Origin of the sequence: Nocardiopsis sp. LDBS1602 (genome assembly GCF_035818715.1) — a bacterium.
Lineage (GTDB): Bacteria > Actinomycetota > Actinomycetes > Streptosporangiales > Streptosporangiaceae > Nocardiopsis > Nocardiopsis alba.
Map to the genome: position 1 here is coordinate 88,747 of NZ_JAYLVW010000002.1, position 19,131 is coordinate 107,877.

Annotated in this window: 20 protein-coding genes; 13 read left to right on the top strand and 7 right to left on the bottom strand. The window is 70.7% G+C overall.

The window, feature by feature from the left end; all coding sequences use genetic code 11:
- Positions 1–90 precede the first annotated feature (90 nt).
- The 4 genes from U9J66_RS08440 to U9J66_RS08455 all read left to right on the top strand — a co-directional run bounded on the left by U9J66_RS08440 (position 91) and on the right by U9J66_RS08455 (position 3,225).
- A complete protein-coding gene (locus tag U9J66_RS08440; protein WP_014909101.1) occupies positions 91–1,359 on the top strand; it encodes an NAD(P)/FAD-dependent oxidoreductase in 1,269 nt (422 codons plus the stop codon).
- A 71-nt stretch (positions 1,360–1,430) separates the two neighbouring features.
- Positions 1,431–1,880, top strand: coding sequence for a GreA/GreB family elongation factor (locus U9J66_RS08445; protein WP_014908583.1), 450 nt, complete (start codon positions 1,431–1,433; stop codon positions 1,878–1,880).
- Between the two features lie 69 nt (positions 1,881–1,949).
- Positions 1,950–2,363, top strand: a complete 414-nt coding sequence (locus U9J66_RS08450; protein ID WP_017533105.1) for a PaaI family thioesterase — start codon at positions 1,950–1,952, stop codon at positions 2,361–2,363.
- A gap of 142 nt (positions 2,364–2,505) precedes the next feature.
- Positions 2,506–3,225 (top strand): DUF981 family protein, encoded by a 720-nt coding sequence (locus tag U9J66_RS08455; protein ID WP_042284445.1) that lies wholly within the window; start codon positions 2,506–2,508, stop codon positions 3,223–3,225.
- 33 nt (positions 3,226–3,258) lie between these two features.
- On the opposite strand, the gene U9J66_RS08460 is transcribed toward U9J66_RS08455, so the two are convergent.
- The 7 genes from U9J66_RS08460 to U9J66_RS08490 form a co-directional block, all read right to left on the bottom strand.
- The gene (locus tag U9J66_RS08460) at positions 3,259–4,224 is read right to left on the bottom strand and encodes a nucleoside hydrolase (protein WP_017533108.1); all 966 of its coding nucleotides are present in this window, start codon (positions 4,222–4,224) and stop codon (positions 3,259–3,261) included.
- A 38-nt stretch (positions 4,225–4,262) separates the two neighbouring features.
- Complete coding sequence (gene pstB, locus U9J66_RS08465) at positions 4,263–5,042, bottom strand: phosphate ABC transporter ATP-binding protein PstB (RefSeq protein ID WP_014913178.1); 780 nt, start codon at positions 5,040–5,042, stop codon at positions 4,263–4,265.
- 19 nt (positions 5,043–5,061) lie between these two features.
- Positions 5,062–6,144, bottom strand: a complete 1,083-nt coding sequence (gene pstA / locus U9J66_RS08470; RefSeq protein WP_017533109.1) for a phosphate ABC transporter permease PstA — start codon at positions 6,142–6,144, stop codon at positions 5,062–5,064.
- A complete protein-coding gene (pstC, locus tag U9J66_RS08475) occupies positions 6,141–7,106 on the bottom strand; it encodes a phosphate ABC transporter permease subunit PstC (protein WP_014908526.1) in 966 nt (321 codons plus the stop codon). Before pstC ends, pstA begins: the two co-directional genes overlap by 4 nt.
- A gap of 276 nt (positions 7,107–7,382) precedes the next feature.
- Positions 7,383–8,363: a mycothiol synthase gene (gene mshD / locus U9J66_RS08480; protein WP_326337450.1), complete on the bottom strand. Its 981-nt coding sequence runs from the start codon at positions 8,361–8,363 to the stop codon at positions 7,383–7,385.
- Positions 8,364–8,433: 70 nt separating this feature from the next.
- Positions 8,434–9,561: a hypothetical protein gene (locus tag U9J66_RS08485; protein ID WP_161110779.1), complete on the bottom strand. Its 1,128-nt coding sequence runs from the start codon at positions 9,559–9,561 to the stop codon at positions 8,434–8,436.
- Between the two features lie 195 nt (positions 9,562–9,756).
- A complete protein-coding gene (locus U9J66_RS08490; RefSeq protein ID WP_014912544.1) occupies positions 9,757–10,524 on the bottom strand; it encodes a winged helix-turn-helix transcriptional regulator in 768 nt (255 codons plus the stop codon).
- Positions 10,525–10,632: 108 nt separating this feature from the next.
- Here U9J66_RS08490 and U9J66_RS08495 point away from each other — a divergent pair, with 108 nt between their 5' ends.
- The 9 genes from U9J66_RS08495 (at position 10,633) to U9J66_RS08535 (ending at position 19,109) form a co-directional block, all read left to right on the top strand.
- Positions 10,633–10,890, top strand: coding sequence for a MoaD/ThiS family protein (locus U9J66_RS08495; RefSeq protein WP_026124727.1), 258 nt, complete (start codon positions 10,633–10,635; stop codon positions 10,888–10,890).
- A gap of 31 nt (positions 10,891–10,921) precedes the next feature.
- Positions 10,922–11,188, top strand: a complete 267-nt coding sequence (locus tag U9J66_RS08500; RefSeq protein WP_026124728.1) for a glutaredoxin family protein — start codon at positions 10,922–10,924, stop codon at positions 11,186–11,188.
- A gap of 322 nt (positions 11,189–11,510) precedes the next feature.
- Positions 11,511–12,206 (top strand): redox-sensing transcriptional repressor Rex, encoded by a 696-nt coding sequence (locus U9J66_RS08505; protein WP_014910427.1) that lies wholly within the window; start codon positions 11,511–11,513, stop codon positions 12,204–12,206.
- A 132-nt stretch (positions 12,207–12,338) separates the two neighbouring features.
- Positions 12,339–13,820 carry a glutamyl-tRNA reductase gene (locus U9J66_RS08510; protein WP_042284452.1) on the top strand — a complete coding sequence of 494 codons (1,482 nt, stop codon included), beginning with the start codon at positions 12,339–12,341 and terminating at the stop codon, positions 13,818–13,820.
- Complete coding sequence (gene hemC, locus U9J66_RS08515) at positions 13,817–14,773, top strand: hydroxymethylbilane synthase (RefSeq protein ID WP_014911621.1); 957 nt, start codon at positions 13,817–13,819, stop codon at positions 14,771–14,773. The genes U9J66_RS08510 and hemC overlap by 4 nt, the downstream gene beginning before the upstream one ends.
- Before the next feature lie 118 nt (positions 14,774–14,891).
- Positions 14,892–16,583, top strand: coding sequence for a uroporphyrinogen-III synthase (locus U9J66_RS08520; protein WP_026124729.1), 1,692 nt, complete (start codon positions 14,892–14,894; stop codon positions 16,581–16,583).
- Between the two features lie 59 nt (positions 16,584–16,642).
- On the top strand, positions 16,643–17,641 hold the full coding sequence (hemB, locus tag U9J66_RS08525; RefSeq protein WP_161110778.1) for a porphobilinogen synthase: 999 nt from the start codon (positions 16,643–16,645) through the stop codon (positions 17,639–17,641).
- A gap of 92 nt (positions 17,642–17,733) precedes the next feature.
- The gene (locus U9J66_RS08530) at positions 17,734–18,393 is read left to right on the top strand and encodes a bifunctional DNA primase/polymerase (RefSeq protein WP_014913535.1); all 660 of its coding nucleotides are present in this window, start codon (positions 17,734–17,736) and stop codon (positions 18,391–18,393) included.
- Positions 18,394–18,467: 74 nt separating this feature from the next.
- A complete protein-coding gene (locus tag U9J66_RS08535) occupies positions 18,468–19,109 on the top strand; it encodes a hypothetical protein (protein WP_326337451.1) in 642 nt (213 codons plus the stop codon).
- Positions 19,110–19,131 lie beyond the last annotated feature (22 nt).

The window sequence follows — 19,131 nt, forward strand, 5'->3', positions numbered from 1 at the left end:
CTGACAAGGATCTTCCCGTGTCGACGGGGGAGACTCGGAGCGGGCGCGGCACCGGGTCCGCTCATCAGCATGCACTAGGGAGAACGAGCCATGTCCGTGAAGGGCGCGGGGGTACCGCGTACCGTCATCGTCGTCGGCGCCGGGATCGTGGGCCTGTCGACCGCCTGGTACCTCCAGCGGTACGGGGTCGGGGTCACGGTGGTCGAACGCGACACGGTCGCGGCGGGATCGTCCTGGGGTAACGCGGGCTGGATCGCTCCAGGGTTGACGATTCCACTGAACGACCCGTCGGTGTTCGGCCACGGGGTGAGGGCCCTCCTCGACCCCCAGGCGCCGTTGTCCATTCCGCCCACCACCGACACCGGTCTGCTGGGCTTCCTGGCCGCCTTCGCCATCAACAGCAGGCGTTCCACCTGGGAGAGGGCGCTGGTCGGCAACGTGCCGCTCAGCTCCGTCAGCCTGGACGCCTTCACCGAGCTGACCGAGGCCGGTGTGGGTCTGAAGGACGGCCCCAAGACCGAGGACGCCCCGGTCACGGCCCTGTTCACCAGTGAGAAGCGCGCGGCGCACCTCCTGATGGAACTGGACCAGGTGCGGGCCGCCGGCCTGCCTCTCTCCTACGCGGCCCTGGACGGGGAGGCGGCGCGCTCGCAGAGCCCGTTCGTCTCCGGGACCGTTCGGGCCGGGGTACGGATCGACGGGCAGCGCTACGTCAATCCGGGCCTGTTCACGCACGCGCTCGCGGACTCGGTACGGGAACGCGGCGGCAGCGTCGTCGAAGGCTTCCGGGTGACCGGGGTGGAGGCCCGCGGGGACGGCTTCCGACTCCGTTCGGCGCACGGCGAGACCGAGTCCGCGGACGCGGTCGTCGTGGCCACCGGTGCCTGGCTGGGACGTCAGGGACGCCCCTGGGGCGTCACCGTTCCACTCAGGGCGGGACGCGGATACAGCTTCACCGCCCCGACCGACGGTCCGGTACCCGGGCCGCTCTACCTGCCGGAGGCGCGGGTGGCGTGTACGCCTCTCGCCGAGGGGCTGAGAGTCGCCGGAACGATGGAGTTCCGCGACATCGACGCCCCACTCGCGGCGGACCGGATCTCGGCGATCGCGACCTCGGCCGCCCCCTACCTGACAGGGGTCGACCTGGAGGCCCGCACCGACACGTGGGTCGGCTCGCGTCCGGTCACGGCGGACGGACTGCCGGTGATCGGAGCCACCCGGATCCCGGGACTGTACGTGGCCGGCGGCCACGGCATGTGGGGCTTCACCCAGGGGCCGGCGACCGGCCGGCTGCTCGCCCGGGCGGTGGCGACCGGAAGCGTTCCGGCGACGCTACGCCCCTTCGACCCTCTCCGGTGAACGACGTTCTCGTCCACCGGGCGCCCCGCCGAACATCGGCGGGGCGCCCTTCCTCTTCCAAGGAGTCAACGATGTCCAACGACAGTACGGCCTGGCTCACGCCGGGCGCCCACCGTCGGCTCACCGTGGAGCTGGCCGCCCTCAACGGCCACACCGACACGGCCGAGGCCGAGAGTCTGGGGATCCGTCTCGCCGAGGGCAAGGACGCCCGTGAGGCGCGGATCCACAAGCTGGAGGAGCTCCTCAAGCACGCGGTGATCGGTGAGGCCCCGCCGGACGACGGCGTCGCCGAGCCCGGCATGATCCTGACCGTCCGCTATGGCGGCGAGGAGGACACGGAGACCTTCCTGCTCGGTGTGCGCGAGGGCGCGCTCGACGAGGAACTGAGCGTCTACTCTCCTCAGTCCCCGTTGGGGCAGGCCCTGCTCGGCGCGGTACGGGGCGAGGAGCGTTCCTACGCGGTCCCCAGCGGCCGGACCGTCAAGGTCACCCTCGTGGACGCGGTTCCCTACCAGGCCTGAAGCGGTGGGCCGCCCGTTGGAGGGCGGCCCACGCCGCGCTACGGTGAGGGCCCCGTGTTCGGAGGTGCCATGTCCGAAGAGATCACCCTCGACCTCGCCCGCCTGGTCCTGGACGCCCAGCCGTTCAGCTCGCTGATCGGGGCGCGGCTGGTCGGTTTCGAGGAGGGGAGCGCCGTCCTGGAGGTGGACGTCCGGGACGAACTCCTCCAGCAGAACGGTTTCCTGCACGGCGGTGTGCTCTCCTACGCGGCGGACAACGCCCTCACCTTCGCGGGCGGCAGCGTCCTGGGCGCCTCCGTGCTCACCGGGGGGTTCACGATCGAGTACCTGCGTCCGGCGGTCGGCCGGACGCTCTCCGCCCGCGCGCACGTGGTGGAGTCCACGCGCAGGCGCGCGCTGTGCCGCTGTGACCTGGTGATGGTCGGCGACGAGGGGGAGAGGACCGTCGCGGCGGCTCAGGGGACGATCACCCGGATCGAGTGAACCTCTTCTTTGAGCCAAGCGGGCGAATCGGGCATGGAAAAACAACCATCACATACGTGACATCACGCGGAGTGATGTGTGAACGTGGCGGAGTCACACTCTGTGCATGACGGCACATCGGCTCTGAAGTGGGTGCGCGACGATGGGGGACTTTCTCACCGGTGTCGAAGGCGGTCTTCGGATCGACTGGGCGACGATGCCGACCTACAACACGGTGATGGCGCTCGCGGCGGGGGCCGGCCTGATCCTGGTGGTGGCCCTGGGGCGCGCGCTGCTCCAGGGGCGCAGGATCGTCCCTGACGGCTGGGCGCTCGCCTTCGCGGCCTTGGGCCTGCTGTTGACGACGACCGGCCTGCACATGACGCTCACGTGGCCTCTGGCGGCCGGCGGGTTCCCCTTCGACAACATCATCTTCGGAGAGCCGAGCCTGGTGTTCGGTGTCCTCCTGCTGGTCGCCTCCTTCTACCTGTGGAAGCGCGGCGAGGACCTCAACGGGCGTGAACGTCCCGTCGAGCACGCCGCCCGAGTGGCCGGCCCCGTCTCGGTGCTGATCTTCGGTATCGGCCTGGCCTCGTTCGGCATCGCCGCCGCCGGATGGGCCTTCACCCTGTTCGCCGCACCGCCGCAGGAACCGATCTCCGGCGTGTTCGGCGCCTACCCGTGGCTGGAGGCCACCTTCATCTCCGGCCTCTACGTGCTCGTGGGCATCGGCGCGGTGCTGTTCCCGTTCGCGCTCAGAGCGCTCGGCGGCCCCCTGTGGACCGTCATCGGGATCGTGTGGGGGATCGCCGGTATCGCGTTCCTGCTCTTCGGCGCGTTGAACTACTACACGCACATCGGCCTGGTCATCAACACCATGTGACCTCGTGAACCGCCCCGAGCCCGGGAGATCGGGTCACAGACCGCCGATCTCCCGGGCGGGGACGGTGCGCCGCGACAGCAGCGACACCAGGTACTCGAAGAACCCCTCGGAATCGATCTCCTCCACGACCCGGGCGTTGGCCTCCAGCCCGTGGACGCCCCAGGACATCGCCGAGTAGCCGCGGGTCAGCTCACCGGCGGTCTCCACGTCCACGTGGTAGGGCGTGGCCCTTCGCACCAGCTCCGGCCGGATCAGGGCCGCGGCGGTCAGGGAGTCGGGGTGGGTGGTGCCGTCGATTCCCACCTTGCGGTCGAACTCCAGCGTGGCCGAGCACACCCGGGTGAAGAACGAGGACAGCGGCGTCCCCAGAGCGGCGATCCGATCGAGCCGCTCCTGCCCGAACACCGCCTGCCGGAGCGTCAGCGGATCCCAGGGCACCACGGTGACGTCGAACCCGGCGGCGAACACCGACTTCGCCGCCTCGGGGTCCACGTAGAAGTTGAACTCGGCGGCGGCCGTGATGTTGCCCCGGCCGTTGTTGGAACCGCCCATGACGTACAACGCCTTCACGTTGTCGACGAAGGCGGGGTCCTTCGCGAGCGCCATGGCGATGTTGGTGAGCGGACCGATCGCCACGATCGAAAGCTCACCGGGGTTCTCAGCGGCCATCCGGACGAGGGCGTCCACCGCGTGCTCGGACTCGACGGCCAGACCCTCGCGGTCCATGTCCAGCCCGCCGGAGCCGTCCCCGTGCACGTTCTCCGCGCTCACCCACTCGCGTACGAGCGGGCGCCGGCATCCGAGGTGCACGGGCACCTCCCCGAGCCGCCCGGCGACGTTCAGGGTCAGGAGGGCGTTGCGCACCTGCTGTTCGAACCCGACGTTCCCGGCGACCATGGTGATCGCCCGCAGGTCCGCCTCGGGGTCGAGAAGACCCACCAACAGCGCCACGCAGTCGTCCTGCGCGGTATCGGTGTCGATGATGAGCGGCGTCGTCATGACGAGGTCCCGCCCTCTCCGTGTTCGTGCCGTTCGATCTACCCGAAGCGGCCGGTGATGTAGTTCTCGGTCTCCTTCTTCTCGGGACGGGTGAAGATCTGGTTGGTCTCGCCCATCTCGATCAGCTTGCCGGGCTTGCCCGGGGCGGAGAGGTTGAAGAAGGCGGTGCGGTCGGAGACGCGCGCGGCCTGCTGCATGTTGTGGGTGACGATCACGATCGTGTAGTCCTCCTTCAGCTTGTGAATGAGGTCCTCGATCGCCAGCGTCGAGATCGGGTCCAGGGCCGAGCAGGGCTCGTCCATAAGCAGCACGGACGGCTTGACCGCGGTGGCGCGCGCGATGCACAGACGCTGCTGCTGGCCGCCGGACAGACCCGAGCCGGGCTTGTCCAGGCGGTCCTTGACCTCTTCCCAGAGGTTGGCGCCGCGCAGGGACTCCTCGACGAGGTCGTCCGCCTCGGACTTGGGCATCCGCTTGTTGTTGAGCCGGGCCCCGGCGATCACGTTGTCGTAGATGGACATCGTGGGGAAGGGGTTGGCCTTCTGGAAGACCATGCCGATCTCGCTGCGGACCAGGACCGGGTCGACCTCGGCGCCGTAGATGTCCAGGTCGTCCAAGAGCACCTTGCCCTCGGCGCGGGCGCCGGGGGTGACCTCGTGCATCCGGTTGAGGGTGCGGAGGAAGGTGGACTTGCCACAGCCGGAGGAACCGATGAACGCCGTCACCGATCGCGGCTCGATGGTCATGGACACGTCCTCGACCGCGAGGAAGTCGCCGTAGTAGACGTGCAGTCCGGAGACGTCGATTCGTTTCGCCACAGGGTGTTCCTCGTGTGCTCTAGCGGGTCTTGGGTGCGAAGAGGCGGCCGATCACGCGTGCCAGGAAGAACAGCAGCATGACCACCAGGACCAGCGTCAACGCCGCCGCCCAGGCCCTCTCGTAGTTGACGGCCCCGCCCATACGGAACTGGGAGAAGATGAACACCGGCAGGTTCATCATCTGGCCGTCGAACAGGTTCCAGTTGATGGAGACCGCGGACGATCCCGCGGTGAGGACCAGTGGAGCGGTCTCTCCGATAACACGCGCGATGGCCAGCATGATTCCGGTGGTCAGACCGGCCGCCGAGGTGGGCAGTACGACCTTGACGATGGTGCGCCACTTGGGCACGCCCAGCGCGTAGGAGGCCTCGCGCAGGTCCTGGGGGACCAGGCGCAGCATCTCCTCGCTGGAGCGGACCACGACGGGGATCATGAGCACGGCCAACGAGATGGCGCCCGCGGCGCCGTTGGTCTTGCCGGGGCCGAAGAGCATCATCCACAGCGCCACGACGAACAGACCGGCGACGATGGACGGGATACCGGTCATGACGTCGACGAAGAACGTGATGACCTTCTTCAACCGCCCCTGGGCGTACTCGACCAGGTAGACGGCGGTGAGAACACCGATCGGCACCGCCATCAGGGTGGCCATGCCGGTGATGGCCAGGGTGCCGACGATGGCGTGGTAGACGCCGCCCGCGTCCATGCTCGGCAGGACGCCGTTCATCGACACGGTCAGGAAGTAGGGGCTGAACCGGTCCAGGCCCTTGTCGGCCACGGTGTACAGCAGGGACACCAGCGGGGCCATGGCCAGCAGGAAGCAGCCGTAGACGATCGCGGTGACCAGACGGTCCTTGGCCTTGCGGCCGCCCTCCACACGGACGGAGGCGGTCACGATGATCACCGTGTAGGCCACGGCGGTCAGTAGGGCCCAGGCGACCGGGCCGAAGGAGGAGAAGGCGGCCAGTACGCCGGCGACCACCAGGGCGGAGCCGGCGAGCAGCAGGAGCGGGAAGCGGCGCGGCAGGGCGCCGGTGCTGAGCTCGGTCCGGGAGCCGGCCTCCGAACCCGGGGCGGGAGGCTGCGTGGTCGTCATGCTCATGCGGACTCCTTGTTGCCCCGTGCCACGACGTAGCGGGCGCCCATGTTGACGGCGAGGGTGATCGCGAACAGGACCAGACCGGCGGCGATCAACGCCGACACCCCGTAGCCGGTGGCCTCCGGGTACTGGAGCGCGATGTGCGCGGCGATGGTCTGGTTACCGCTCTGCAACAGGTCGAAGGAGATGGCCAGGGAGGGGGAGAGGATCATGGCGACGGCCATGGTCTCGCCGAGCGCGCGGCCCATGCCGAGCATGGCGCCGCCGACGATCCCGGACTTGCCGAAGGGCAGGACCGCGAGGCGGATCATCTCCCAGCGGGTGGCGCCCATGGCGAGCGCGGCCTCGCGGTGTCCCTGCGGGACCTGCTGGAAGACGTCGCGGGACATCGCGGTGATGATCGGCAGGATCATGACGGCGAGCACGATGCCCGCGGTGAGCAGTGTGCGGGCCGAGGTGGAGGCGGGGCCGGCGAAGAGCGGGATCCAGCCCAGGTAGCGCGTCATGCCCTCGTAGACGGGGACCAGCTTCGGGGCGAGGATCATCATGCCCCAGAGGCCGTAGACCACGCTGGGGATCGCGGCGAGCAGGTCCACGAGGTAGCCGAGCGTGGCGGCGAGCCTGCGCGGGGCGTAGTAGACGATGAAGAGCGCGATGCCGATGGCGACCGGGGTGGCCAGGGCCAGCGCGATCGTCGCGGCGAGGACCGTGCCGAAGGCCAGGGCGGCGACACCGAACGACGGGTTCTCCCGACTGTTGGCGTCCCACGACTGGTCGGTCAGGAAGTTCGAGGTGTTGGCCATCAGGGACGGCCAGGCCTGGACCAGGAGGAAGGCCGCCACACCGGCGAGGATCAGCAGGATCAGGATGCCCGAGCCTCGGGCGAGCCCGGCGAAAACGACGTCGCCGATACGGCGCTTGCCCGCGGGCGGTGGTGCCGCCTTGGGCGAGTCCGTGGTCGTCATGGATGCTCCGGTTCGGAAAGGGTTCGGGGCCGGTCACGCGAGGCCTGGGTGCCACCGCTCCGACTGGGCGCCGGGGCGGGGACGACCGCCGTGTTACGGAAGGATCGCCGAAGGCGCCCTTACCGTGACGATTGCGAAGGTAAGCGCCGGAAGTGACCAGTTCTCTCAGGGAAGATGAACGGAAGATGAACGTCGTGTCGCACCCTTGTGGCGGCAAGGGGTTCGATCGGTGAATGTGACGAGGCGCACGCCCGTGGGGTGTTCTCGGGGGCGAGTTCAGCCCTCGTGAGCGATAGGCGCGTACATCACGTCGGTGTCCCACATCGAGAAGCCGAGCGACTCGTACAGACGTACGGCGGCCCGGTTGTCACCGTCCACGTACAGGTGCACCCACGGCAGCCCGGAGTCGCGCAGGTGACGTAGACCGGCGAGGGTGAGGGCCCGGCCCAGACCGGTGCCCTGCCAGTCGGGGTCCACGCCCACCACGTAGACCTCGCCGACGGTCTCGTCGTCGCTCAGACCGGCGCCGTCGGCGTGGGTCTTGGTCCAGTGGTAGGCGGCGATCGTCCCGTTCTCGGTGGCGGCGACGAAGAAGCCGCGCGGGTCGAACCAGTCCTCGACCTCGCGCTGGAGCAGGTCGTCGAGGGTCAGGGAGCCCTGTTCGGGATGGTCGGCGAAGGCGCGGGAGTTCGCTGTCAGCCAGGCGTGTTCGTCCTGGCCGACGACGAAGGGGCGGATCCGCACCCGCTCGGCGACCTCGGGGCGCAGCTCGGGTTCGGGGAGTTCCGGGGCGGTCCAGGGGCCTCCGGGCACCTCGGGGCCCAGATCCCGCAGGGGCATCCGCATCTTGTGGAGCTCCCGGGCCGGGGTCCAGCCCTCGGCCTCGGCCGTGGCGACCGCCGCGGGGGTGCGCCCGTGGGCCCACACACGGATCCCGTTCGGTCCGGCGTCCTCTCGGATCGAACGCAACAGGGTCGCTCCGTATCCGCGGCCGCGCCGCTCGGGGTCGACGACGACCTCGCCGGAGTCGGGCTCGTCCTCGGAACGCTCGACGAAGGCGAAGCCCACGACGCGGCCCTCCTCGGCGAGGACGTGGAAGCGGCTGCTTCCGGCGGGGGCCCCGTGCCTGACCCGGAGCAGGGTCTGTTCGGACAGCGGGGCGACTCCGTCGGTGGCGCGGGCCGCCTCGGCGAGGACCAGGACGGGTTCGACCAGGTCGGAGGAGAGGTCATCGGTGACCGTCAGCGGGGTGCTCATGGCTCGGAATCCTAGATCCTGTTCGGCCTCGCGCGGGAGCCGGGCGCGTGCCGAACATGCGATGGGGCGGTCAGCCCTTGCGGCGCCTGCCCTGGTACCCCGTTCCCAGGCGGACCCGACGGGTCGGCGCCAAGGGGGCGGCCAACAGCAGGGCCAGCAGGAACGCCGCGAGCAGGATCGCCGGGGTGATGGAGGGTCCCAGGTCGTCGTGGTCGGCGGCGACCTCGGTCTCGGCGTCGTCATCGGAGGTGGGGGTGACCAGGGGCAGGTCGGCCAGGTCCTCCGGGACCCCGGGAGCGAGTTCGGGCAGGTCGGCCTCGTCACGGGGCAGGGTCGGGGCCTGGGGGCCGCTGGTCGGGACGGTGCCTCCGCGCGGAACGTCGCCCCCGCCTCGGGACGGTGTGCGGTCGGGGGAGGGCCGCGGTGTGTTCGAGGGCCGGTCGGAGGGCGAGGCGGTCGTCTCCTCGCCGTTGGTCGGCGAAGGCGTCGTGGAGGGCCGGTCCGTGGGGGACGCGGAGTCGCTCGGGGAGGGGGTCCCGGTCGGCGGAGCGGTGGGGCTCGGCGACGCGGTGGGTTCCTCCGTGGGCCGATCGGTGGGGGGCTGGGTCGGAGGCTCCGTGGGTCTTTCGGTGGGCTCCTCGGTCGGGGTCTCCGTCGGCTCCTCGGTGGGTTCCTCCGTGGGCCGCTCGGTCGGCTCCTCGGTGGGGGTCGGCTCGGGTTCGGGCTCGGGCTCGGGGACGTCGATCCGCCAGGAGGAGGCCGCGGATCCGCTCGGCTCGGTTCCGGCGCAGCCCTCCGCCTCGTCGGCGAAGGCGTAGGAGAGGGTGGCGGTCACCGTGGTCCCGTCGTCGGGGGAACCGCCCACGACGCCCGCGGGCGCGGACTCGCCGGGCGCGACCTCACGGGCGGAGAAGTCGTCCACCCGGAAGCCGGGATCGTTCACCTCCAGGGCCTGGAGGCACAGGGGCAGCGTGCCGCCGTTGGTCACCGAGAGCGGGTTGCCCGGCGCGGGCGATCCGGGCTCGACGGTGTCGGTGGTCCGCTCGAACGCCAACACCACCCCGTCGGTGGGGGCGGCGTGGGCCAGGCCCGGGGGCGCGATCATGGTGGAGCCGATGAAGACCACGCCGAGCAGGGCGGGCACACGGCGGCGGAGCGGGGTGGGGTGGACGGGGGGTGTCGCGGCGGGGACGGGCATCGGGGCGATCTCACTCCTCCGGTGGCGCGCCAGGGCGTCTCGGTCCACACCCGGAGAGCTCCGCCGCGCCTGTCGTTACCCGCCGGGTGCGTCAACGATCTTAGGGCGTGAGGACTCCGAGTACGAGACTCCACACCGTCTGTTCCTCGACCGTTGGCTCTCCGGCGGGTTCCCGTCGCGACCCCGGTGGTACCGCTACGCGGTGCCGGCCTCCGCCGATCGCGCCTCGGCCGGCCCGTCGGTGAGCCCGGCCGGAGAGGCGGGGGCCTTGGCCACGGGGTCCGGCACGAACCGGTAGCCCACGTTGCGGACGGTCCCGATCAGGGACTCGTGCTCCGAGCCCAGCTTGGCGCGCAGCCGCCGGACGTGGACGTCTATGGTCCGGGTGCCGCCGAAGTAGTCGTATCCCCAGACCTCCTGGAGCAGTTGGGCCCTGGTGAACACCCGGCCGGGGTGCTGGGCCAGGAACTTGAGGAGTTCGAACTCCTTGAAGGTCAGGTCGAGGATGCGTCCGCGCAGTCGGGCGATGTAGGTGGCCTCGTCGATCACCAGGTCTCCCCGGCGGATCTCGCCGGGATCGTCGGCGCCGGCCTCGGCCGCGCCGACCGCCATCCGTAGACGCGCCTCCACCTCGGCGGGACCCGCGTCGGCCAGGACGAAGTCGTCGATGGGCCATTCGGGTGTGAGCGCCGCGACGCCGCCTTCGGTGAGGACGGCCAGGAGGGGGCGGTCCAGGCCGGTGGTGTCGAGCAGGCGGCAGAAGTTACGGGCGGCCGCGAGGTCGGTTCGGGCGTCGACCAGAATGGCGTCGACCGGGCTTCCGGGCGTACCGCTCACCCCTGAGGCGAGGAGTGCGCCGGCCTCGGCGGGCGCCACGCGCACCGAGTGCAGGAGAAGCCCGAGTGCGGGCAGGACGTGATCGGACGGTTCGTTCGAGTTCGTCAGTAGCAGCAGCTGGCTCATGCGTCTCTTCTCGTCGGCCCGCGTCCGGCGGGCGATCGAAGGCGCCGTTGCCCCCGGTGAAGAATGGTCGAATACGTCGCCTCCGAGGACACCAAGGATAATCAACAGATGGCGAAGTGCACTATCAGGTACTGGGCATCGGCGAAGGAAGCGGCCGGGACGGCCGAGGACACGGTCGATGCCGGAACTCTCGAAGCCGCTCTCGAAGCGGCGCGCCGTCTGCACCCCGACGACCGTTTCCTGCGCGTACTGGGGGCCTCGTCGCTTCTCGTGGACGAGAAACCGGTCGGACGGAGAGAGCACGGCGGGATCGTGGTCGAGGACGGGACCGTGATCGAGGTCCTACCGCCCTTCGCCGGTGGATGAGCGGGGAGAGAACGTGGAGACGGAGCGGAACATGACGGGGACCTCGGTCTGGACGGAGCGGGCACGTGTGGTGATGCTCGGCAAGCCCGGATGTCACCTGTGCGAAGAGGCGTGGTCGGTGATCACCCGTGTGACGGACGAACTCGGAGTGGACCGCGCGGAGCGGAGCCTCGACGAGGTGTCCGAGGCCGAGCGCGAGGAGTACTGGGACAAGATCCCGGTGACGTTCGTCGACGGGCGTCGCCACGATTTCTGGCGGGTCTCCGAGGAACGGCTGCGCTCGGCCCTCTCCTCCTGAGCGTGCTCGGGAGGGCGACGGGTTCTCCCGCCCTTTTTCTCGGGGAACGAGCACCACGTCGGGGCCGGCGGGTTTTCCCTCCCGCCGGAAATGCCGATGATGTGATCTTTCGTTTTCGAGGGCCCTCGGGGAGGGGTGATTTGTGTGAACCCGCTCGTGGGCGCTCACATGCCACCCCACTTTGTGCGTGCTTTCACAAGCACGTAATCTGGAGTTCCCGTACATCCCGAAGGTCGGGGAACGCGCGGAACCGGTGGGTGAGGCCGGGGACGGGCGTGGCCCGCACCCCGCCCGAACCGACCCACCTCAGGAGCGCCCGCCTGTGATCAGTCGTCCGCCTCGACCCCGGGAAAAGGGAATACCGGAGGCCACCGTCGCCCGGCTCCCGGTGTATCTGCGAGCTCTCCAGGTCCTCCAGGACCGCGGCACCGCCACGGTCTCCTCGGAGGCCCTGGCCGGAGCGGCCGGGGTGAACTCGGCCAAGCTCCGTAAGGACCTGTCGCACCTGGGTTCCTACGGGACGCGCGGGGTGGGCTACGAGGTGGAGTACCTCATCTACCAGATCTCGCGTGAGCTTGGTCTCACTCAGGACTGGTCCGTCGCGATCGTCGGCATCGGCAACCTGGGGCGCGCTCTGGCCAACTACGGGGGCTTCGGCACCCGGGGCTTCCGGATCGCGGCCCTGCTCGACGCCGATCCGGAGGTGGTCGGGAGGACCGTCGCGTCGCTGGAGGTGAGGCATATTGACAGCCTGGAAGAGGTTGTGCATTCCAAGGGCGTGTCGATCGGGGTCATAGCCACACCGGCCGGCTCCGCCCAGGGGGTGGCCAGTCGCTTCGTCGAGGCGGGCGTGACCAGCATCCTCAACTTCGCTCCCGTCGTGCTGAATGTGCCGGACGGGGTCGATGTGCGTAAGGTCGACTTGTCCATCGAACTCCAGATCCTCGCCTTCCACGCGCAACGCAGGGCCGATGGCGACGGCCGAGAGGCGGAGCGGGTAGGGCTGGAGATGACGTAGACGTCCAGGGTCCTGCGGACCCGCACGGGCGGCGGCGAAGAGCGAGCGTGCGCCGCGTTTCGGGGGGCCGACGGCCGGGGGCCGCGGCCCTGCCCGAACATGGAGAGACTTAGTGCCTGCATAGGAGTACGGATGAGTGTCCTGGCCGTGGGGTTGAGCCACCGGAGTTCACCGGTGGCGCTGCTCGAACGCGTCGCGCTGAACGGGGAGGCGCGCAGCAGGGCGGTCGGGGAGATGGTCGGTTCCGACGCGGTCAACGAGGTCATGGTGGTCTCCACCTGCAACCGCACGGAGATCTACGCCGATGTCGCGGGCTACCACGACGGACTCGCGGCCATCACCGAACTCCTGTCCTGGCACAGCGGCGTGAGCCTGTCCGAGCTCTCCGAGCACCTCTACGCGCACTATGAGGACCAGGCCGTCCAGCACCTGTTCTCCGTCACCTGTGGACTCGACTCCATGGTGGTCGGCGAGGGTCAGATCCTCGGCCAGGTCCGCGACTCCCTCAAGGAGGGCCAGGAGACCGGCTCCGTGGGCCGCGTCCTCAACGACCTCGGCCAGCGCGCCCTGCGCGTGGGCAAGCGAGCCCACACCGAGACGCACCTCGACCACGCCGGCGCCGACATGGTGAGCTTCGGCCTCACCGTCGCCTCCAGACACCTCGCCGTCACCCCCAGCCCCGACCTCCCCTTCGGGTCGGTCACCCCGCCCGCCGGATGCCCGATGTCCGGCCAGGGACTCGCCGAGGCCGCCTCCGCCGAGCCGCGCTCCCTCACCGCCGACCTTCCCTCCGGCCCGCTCACCGGTACCCGCGTGCTGGTCCTGGGGGCCGGTTCCATGAGCGCCCTGTCCGCCAACACCGTCGCCCGTCAGGGCGCCGGAACGGTCATCGTCGCCAACCGCACCCACGAGCGCGCCGCGCGTCTGGCCGAGTGCCTCAACGAGGCCTACGAGACCGTCCGGGCCGACACCGTCCCCTTCGCCGACGCGGCCGAGGCCCTCCCCGACGTCGACCTCGTCATCTCCTGCACCGGAGCCCAGGGCCTCGTGCTCACCGCCGACGCCGTGGCCGACGCGACCCGGGGGCGTACCCGCCCCCTCGTCTTCCTCGACCTCGCGCTGCCCCGCGACATCGACCCCGCCGTCCGTGAACGCGAGGGCGTCCACCTCGTCGACATCGAGGACCTGCGTCAGGCCGCCGCGACCGGAACCGACACCGAGGCCGGCCGCTCCGGAGCGCTGACCCTCGTACGCGGGATCGTCGAGGAGGAGGTCGACGAGTTCCGCGCGGTACGCCGCGCCGACCAGGTCGCCCCCACCGTCGTCGCCCTGCGCGCCCAGGCCCGCGGCGTCGTGGACGCCGAACTCTCCCGCCTGCACGGCCGTCTCCCCGACGACCTCGACGAGCGCACCCGCGAGGAGATCGGCCGCGCCATGCGCCGCGTCGCCGACAAGCTTCTGCACAGACCCACCGTGCGCGTGAAGGAGCTGGCCGCCGCCCCCGACGGGGAGTCATACGAGGCCGCCCTGCGCCGATTGTTCGACCTCGACCCGAAGACCGCGGCCGACGCCGGGCGTTCCACCGCCGCGCGGCCCGCACAGGAGAAGGCATGACCGCCACCGCCGCCAAGCTCGGCACCCGACGCAGCACCATGGCCACCAACCAGTCCCAGAAGGTGGCCGACACGATCACCGAACGGACCGGCCACGCCATCGAACTGGAGCTGATCACCAGCTTCGGCGATGTCACCAAGGCCCACCTGACCCAGCTCGGCGGAACCGGGGTGTTCGTCAACGCCCTGCGAGACGAGCTGGTCGCCGACACCATCGACTTCGCGGTGCACTCCCTCAAGGACCTGCCCACCACCCCGGCCGACGGTCTGGTCCTGGCCGCCATCACCGAACGCGACGACCCGCGCGACGCCCTGTGCGCCAGGGACGGCCTCAAGTTCATGGACCTGCCCGCCGGCTCCAAGATCGGCACCGGCTCCCCGCGCCGGGTCGCCCAGCTCGCGGCCCTGCGCCCCGACCTGGTCTACGTGCCGATCCGCGGCAACGCCGAGACCCGCCTGGGCAAGGTGGCCTCCGGCGAACTCGACGCCGTGATCCTGGCCTACGCCGGTCTGGGCCGGGTGGGCCGCCGCGAGGACGTCACCGACGTCTTCGAGCCCGAGCAGATGCTGCCCGCCCCCGGCCAGGGCGCCCTCGCGGTGGAGTGCCGCACCGAGCGCGCCGACGGGGACCTGGCCTACCTGTCCTCCGTCGACCACGCGCCCACCCGCGCCGAGGTCGTCGCCGAACGCACCATCCTCGCGGAGCTGGAGGCCGGCTGCGCCGCACCGGTCGGCGCCTTCGCCGAGTACGGGGAGGGACGGCTGCGCCTGCGCGCCGCCGTCGTCGCCACCGACGGTTCCACCTCCGTCCGCCGCGAGCGGACCGTGGAGATGGCCTCGCCGGAGGACCTGGAGACGGCGATCGGGCTCGGCCGCGAACTGGCCCGACAGATGATCGCCGAAGGCGCCGACCGCATCGTCGCCGAGGCCTTCGCCGAAAGGGACAACCCCTGAGAACGACCCGGGCAGCACCTCGGCTGCCGGGGTGACACCCGCGCGGGTCGCCCCGACCATCACCGCCTCGGAGTTCGCGCCCCGAGGCGTGGGCGATCCACACAAGAGGAGCGAGTACGTGAACGCCAACGTCAACCCCCAGCCGGAGGACCCGCAGCGCGACGCGCGCGGAGCGGGCCACGTCGCCCTGATCGGCTCCGGTCCGGGCGGCGCCGACCTGTTGACGCTGCGCGGCGCAGAACTCCTGCGCCGCGCCGACGTGGTCATCACTCTGCGCGAGCCCGCGGCGGAGGAGCTCTCGGCCTTCCGTGAGGAGCTGCTCGCCCTGTGCCGTGAGGACGTCTCCGTGGTGGAGGCCGCCGAGTGCGGCGGCGACATCAACGCCCTCGCCGTCGAACACGCCCGTGAGGGGCGTCGGGTCGCCCGCCTGTACTCGGGCGACCCCTTCTTCGGCTGCCGCGGCGCCGAGCTCGTGGCCGCCTGTAAGGAGGCGGACATCGAGGTCGAGGTCGCGCCCGGGGTCTCCTCCGTCACCTCCGTGCCGACCTTCGGTGGTATCCCCCTGCTCGGGGACGACGTCGCCGAACTGCGCGTACTCCACGCCCGCCCGCACTCCGGCAAGGACGTCGACTGGCAGGAGGCGGCCGCCTCCGACGCCCCGCTCGTCATCCTGGGCGCCGACGCCCACGAGAGCGAGCCGCTCGAGCACCGCGGCCCCGGCTTCGACGTGGTGTGCAAGAACCTCATCGCGGGCGGTCGACCGGCGACCACCCCGGTCGCCGTCGTCCGGGCCGGGGGCACCACCCGACAGACCACCGTGACCTCCACGCTGGCCCGTCTGGTCGCCGAGCTCAAGTCCACCGACGCCAAGAACCACCACGTCACCGCGCCCGCCCTGATGGTCGTGGGCTCTCCGGTGGCCCGTCAGTCCGAGCTCTCCTGGTACGAGACCCGGCCGCTGTTCGGCTGGCGCGTCCTGGTGCCCCGCACCAAGGAGCAGGCGGCCTCCCTGTCCGAGCAGCTGCGCAACCACGGCGCGGTCCCCGAGGAGGTGCCCACCATCTCGGTGGAGCCGCCCCGGACCCCGCAGCAGATGGAACGCGCCGTCCGAGGCCTGGTCACCGGCCGCTACCAGTGGGTCGCCTTCACCTCGGTCAACGCGGTCAAGGCCATTCGGGAGCGTCTGGAGTCCTACGGTCTGGACGCCCGGGCCTTCGCCGGGGTCAAGGTCGCCGTGGTCGGAGACGCCACCGCGAAGGCCGTCCGCGACTTCGGTATCCAGCCCGACCTGGAGCCGCCGGAGGACGTCCAGTCCAGTAAGGGGCTGGTGTCGGTCTGGCCGCCCTACGACGCGGAGATCGACCCGATCGAGCGCGTCCTGCTGCCCCGGGCCGACATCGCCACCGAGGTGCTCTCGGCCGGCCTGAGCGACCTCGGCTGGGAGGTCGACGACGTCACGGCCTACCGCACCGTTCGCGCCGCGCCCCCGCCCCAGCCGATCCGTGAGGCCATCAAGGGCGGCGGCTTCGACGCCGTGCTCTTCACGTCCTCCTCGACGGTCCGCAACCTGGTGGGGATCGCCGGCAAGCCGCACAACACCACCGCCATCGCCGTGATCGGCCGAGAGACCGAGAAGACCGCCATCGAGTTCGGCCTGCGCGTCGACGTCGTGGCACCGAAAGCCTCGGTTTCCGCCCTGACGGAGGCTCTGGCGGAGTACGGTGCGGCCAAGCGCCGAGAGGCGATCGAGGCGGGCAAGCCCGTTCTGAAGCCGAGTCAGAAGCGTCGCGGTCGCCGCCGCAAGCTCTGACCGAGGGCACCACGACACGACGACACAGCAGTCCACTCCACGATCCGGGAGCATCCGAGATGACCTCTAACGACCACGACGCCGCGTTCCCCGTCGTCCGACCGCGTCGCCTGCGCCGGGGCACGGCGCTGCGTCGTCTGGTCTCGGAGACGCGGGTGCTTCCGGAGAACCTCATCCTGCCGATGTTCGTCAAGGAGGGGCTCACCGAACCGGTGGCGATCTCCTCGATGCCCGGCCAGGTCCAGCACACTCGGGACAGCCTGCGCAAGGCCGCGCGCGAGGCGGCCGAGGCGGGCGTCGGCGGGCTGATGCTCTTCGGCATCCCCGAGCACAAGGACTCCGTCGGCTCGCAGGCCGACGACCCGGACGGCGTCGTCCAGGTGGCCCTGCGCGACCTGGCCTCGGAGGTCGGCGACGACATCGTCGTCATGGCGGACCTGTGCCTGTGCGAGTACACCGACCACGGTCACTGCGGTCCGCTGGAGAGCGACGGGCACGTGAACAACGACCTCACCCTGGAGCGGTACGCGTCCATCGCCGCCGCCCAGGCCGAGGCGGGGGCGGCCGTGGTCGCGCCCAGCGGGATGATGGACGGCCAGGTCGCGGCGATCCGCGCCGGACTGGACCGGGCCGGCCACCCCGAGGTGCCGATCCTGGCCTACGCCGCCAAGTACGCGTCCGTGTTCTACGGGCCCTTCCGCGAGGCGGCCGAGGGAGCTCCGCGGTTCGGGGACCGTTCCGGTTACCAGCAGGACCCGGCCAACGTCCGCGAGTCCCTGCGCGAGGTGGCCCTGGACGTGGCCGAGGGCGCGGACATGGTGATGGTCAAACCCGGCCTGGCCTACCTCGACGTGGTCGCCAAGGTGGCCGAATCCTCTCCGGTACCCGTGTCGGCCTATCAGGTGAGCGGCGAGTACGCGATGATCGAGGCCGCGGCGGAGAAGGGCTGGCTCGACCGGGAACGGGCGATCCTGGAGACCCTGACCTCCTACCGACGAGCTGGAGCGGAGCAGATCCTGACCTACTGGGCCACCGAGGCGGCACGTCTGCTGCGTTGAGCGCACCGGCTCGTCCCGGTCGCGGTCGCCGGGGGTTCGGGCCCCAGATCCGAACCCGGCCGCGCCCGCACCGATGAGACCGGGGAGCTCCTATGGCCGACGTGTTGTACCGAAGGAAACGCCGCCACGCGACGGACAGCATGCTGGAGTCCGCGCTGCGCTACGCCCGGCTCGGATGGCCGGTGGTCCGGGGCGCCTCCCCGGGTGAGGACCGCGCGTGTACGTGCGACCGGATGGGCTGTCCCGACCCGGCCGCCCACCCGGTCACCGCCGCTTGGGGCGTGGAGGCCAGCACCGACACCGAGACGATCCGCCGCTGGTGGACCGCGGCGCCCCACGCGAACGTGGTACTGCCGACCGGCCGCGTCTTCGACGTCCTGGACGTGCCCCGCGAGGCCGGTGTGATGGCCCTGGCGCGGATGGGGCGTGCGGGGATCCCGGCGGGTCCGGTCGCCGCCATGGGGTCCCGCTACCTGTTCTTCGTCGCCACCCGTTCCTCGGTGGACGAGGAGGAGTGGTGGTCCTGCCATCTGGACTGCGTACCCGAGGCCGTCGAGGAGATGCCGGGGCTGCGTTGGCACTGCCGGGACAGCTTCGTCCTCGGGGCCCCCTCGGCCCTGCCCTTCGACGACCGGGTCACCTGGATCCGCACCCCCTCCGACTCCGAGGGCTCCGTGCTCCTGCCCGACCCCATCGCCGTCCTGGACATCCTGTCGGACGCCAGCGAGGAGTTCTCCGCCCCCAGGCCCTGACCGGAACGGGGCACGTTGACCTCATCCGGCCACGACGGACGGGGCATGAGGGGTGATGCCCTAGCTTCGTTCGGGTGAGAGATCGCGCCGAGGAACACCCCCTGCCCCTTCGCCTCATGGTCCTGTGCGTCGCCATGGTGTTGTCCGTCGGCGCCTGCCGTGACGGGGACGATCAGTCCGTCGAGACTCCTCCCGAGGCGTCCGACGCCCCGACGGAGAGCGGACCTCTGGCGGGCCGTGAGGACCTGGCCGCGTACGGGATCGCCTACCGCGTCCCCGAGGGCTGGGAGTCGATCTCCCCTCCACCCTCGGGGATGTCCCTGGGGTGGGAGGACGACGAGGTCGCGCACGTCCTCACACGCGCGGACGGCACCCACGTCGCCGCCGTCTCCGTCACCACGGTCGACGCGGAAACGTCGGACGGACGGGCCGTCTCGACCGCGGAGCTGGCGGTGAACCTGCGCCTGCTGCTCGGGCTGGCGGCCACGGACGCCCGGGACGACGCCCAGGAACAATATTCCGTGCCCGGCACCGAGGAGGCGACCCGTGTCGACCTCGTCTTCGATAGCCAGGACGCGACCCTGCTGTTGGTGGACACCGGTACCGGGACCGCCGCGGTGCTCAGCGTGTTGATCGACCGATCCGCTCGTCCCACCCTCGACGAGGTCCCCGAGGGCATCACCGACGCGGTTCTCGCTTCGGTGAGCGTCGAGTGAGCCCACCACGGACCCTTGTCTC

Bases quoted from the DNA above. Each gene is read 5' to 3' on its own strand.
- hemB (WP_161110778.1), top strand. From the start codon at position 16,643: ATGACCTCTAACGACCACGACGCCGCGTTCCCCGTCGTCCGACCGCGT.
- U9J66_RS08485 (WP_161110779.1), bottom strand. From the start codon at position 9,561: ATGCCCGTCCCCGCCGCGACACCCCCCGTCCACCCCACCCCGCTCCGC.
- U9J66_RS08510 (WP_042284452.1), top strand. From the start codon at position 12,339: ATGAGTGTCCTGGCCGTGGGGTTGAGCCACCGGAGTTCACCGGTGGCG.
- mshD (WP_326337450.1), bottom strand. From the start codon at position 8,363: ATGAGCACCCCGCTGACGGTCACCGATGACCTCTCCTCCGACCTGGTC.
- U9J66_RS08490 (WP_014912544.1), bottom strand. From the start codon at position 10,524: ATGAGCCAGCTGCTGCTACTGACGAACTCGAACGAACCGTCCGATCAC.
- U9J66_RS08445 (WP_014908583.1), top strand. From the start codon at position 1,431: ATGTCCAACGACAGTACGGCCTGGCTCACGCCGGGCGCCCACCGTCGG.
- U9J66_RS08450 (WP_017533105.1), top strand. From the start codon at position 1,950: ATGTCCGAAGAGATCACCCTCGACCTCGCCCGCCTGGTCCTGGACGCC.
- U9J66_RS08495 (WP_026124727.1), top strand. From the start codon at position 10,633: ATGGCGAAGTGCACTATCAGGTACTGGGCATCGGCGAAGGAAGCGGCC.
- U9J66_RS08500 (WP_026124728.1), top strand. From the start codon at position 10,922: ATGACGGGGACCTCGGTCTGGACGGAGCGGGCACGTGTGGTGATGCTC.
- hemC (WP_014911621.1), top strand. From the start codon at position 13,817: ATGACCGCCACCGCCGCCAAGCTCGGCACCCGACGCAGCACCATGGCC.
- U9J66_RS08530 (WP_014913535.1), top strand. From the start codon at position 17,734: ATGGCCGACGTGTTGTACCGAAGGAAACGCCGCCACGCGACGGACAGC.
- U9J66_RS08440 (WP_014909101.1), top strand. From the start codon at position 91: ATGTCCGTGAAGGGCGCGGGGGTACCGCGTACCGTCATCGTCGTCGGC.
- pstA (WP_017533109.1), bottom strand. From the start codon at position 6,144: ATGAGCATGACGACCACGCAGCCTCCCGCCCCGGGTTCGGAGGCCGGC.
- U9J66_RS08460 (WP_017533108.1), bottom strand. From the start codon at position 4,224: ATGACGACGCCGCTCATCATCGACACCGATACCGCGCAGGACGACTGC.
- U9J66_RS08455 (WP_042284445.1), top strand. From the start codon at position 2,506: ATGGGGGACTTTCTCACCGGTGTCGAAGGCGGTCTTCGGATCGACTGG.
- pstC (WP_014908526.1), bottom strand. From the start codon at position 7,106: ATGACGACCACGGACTCGCCCAAGGCGGCACCACCGCCCGCGGGCAAG.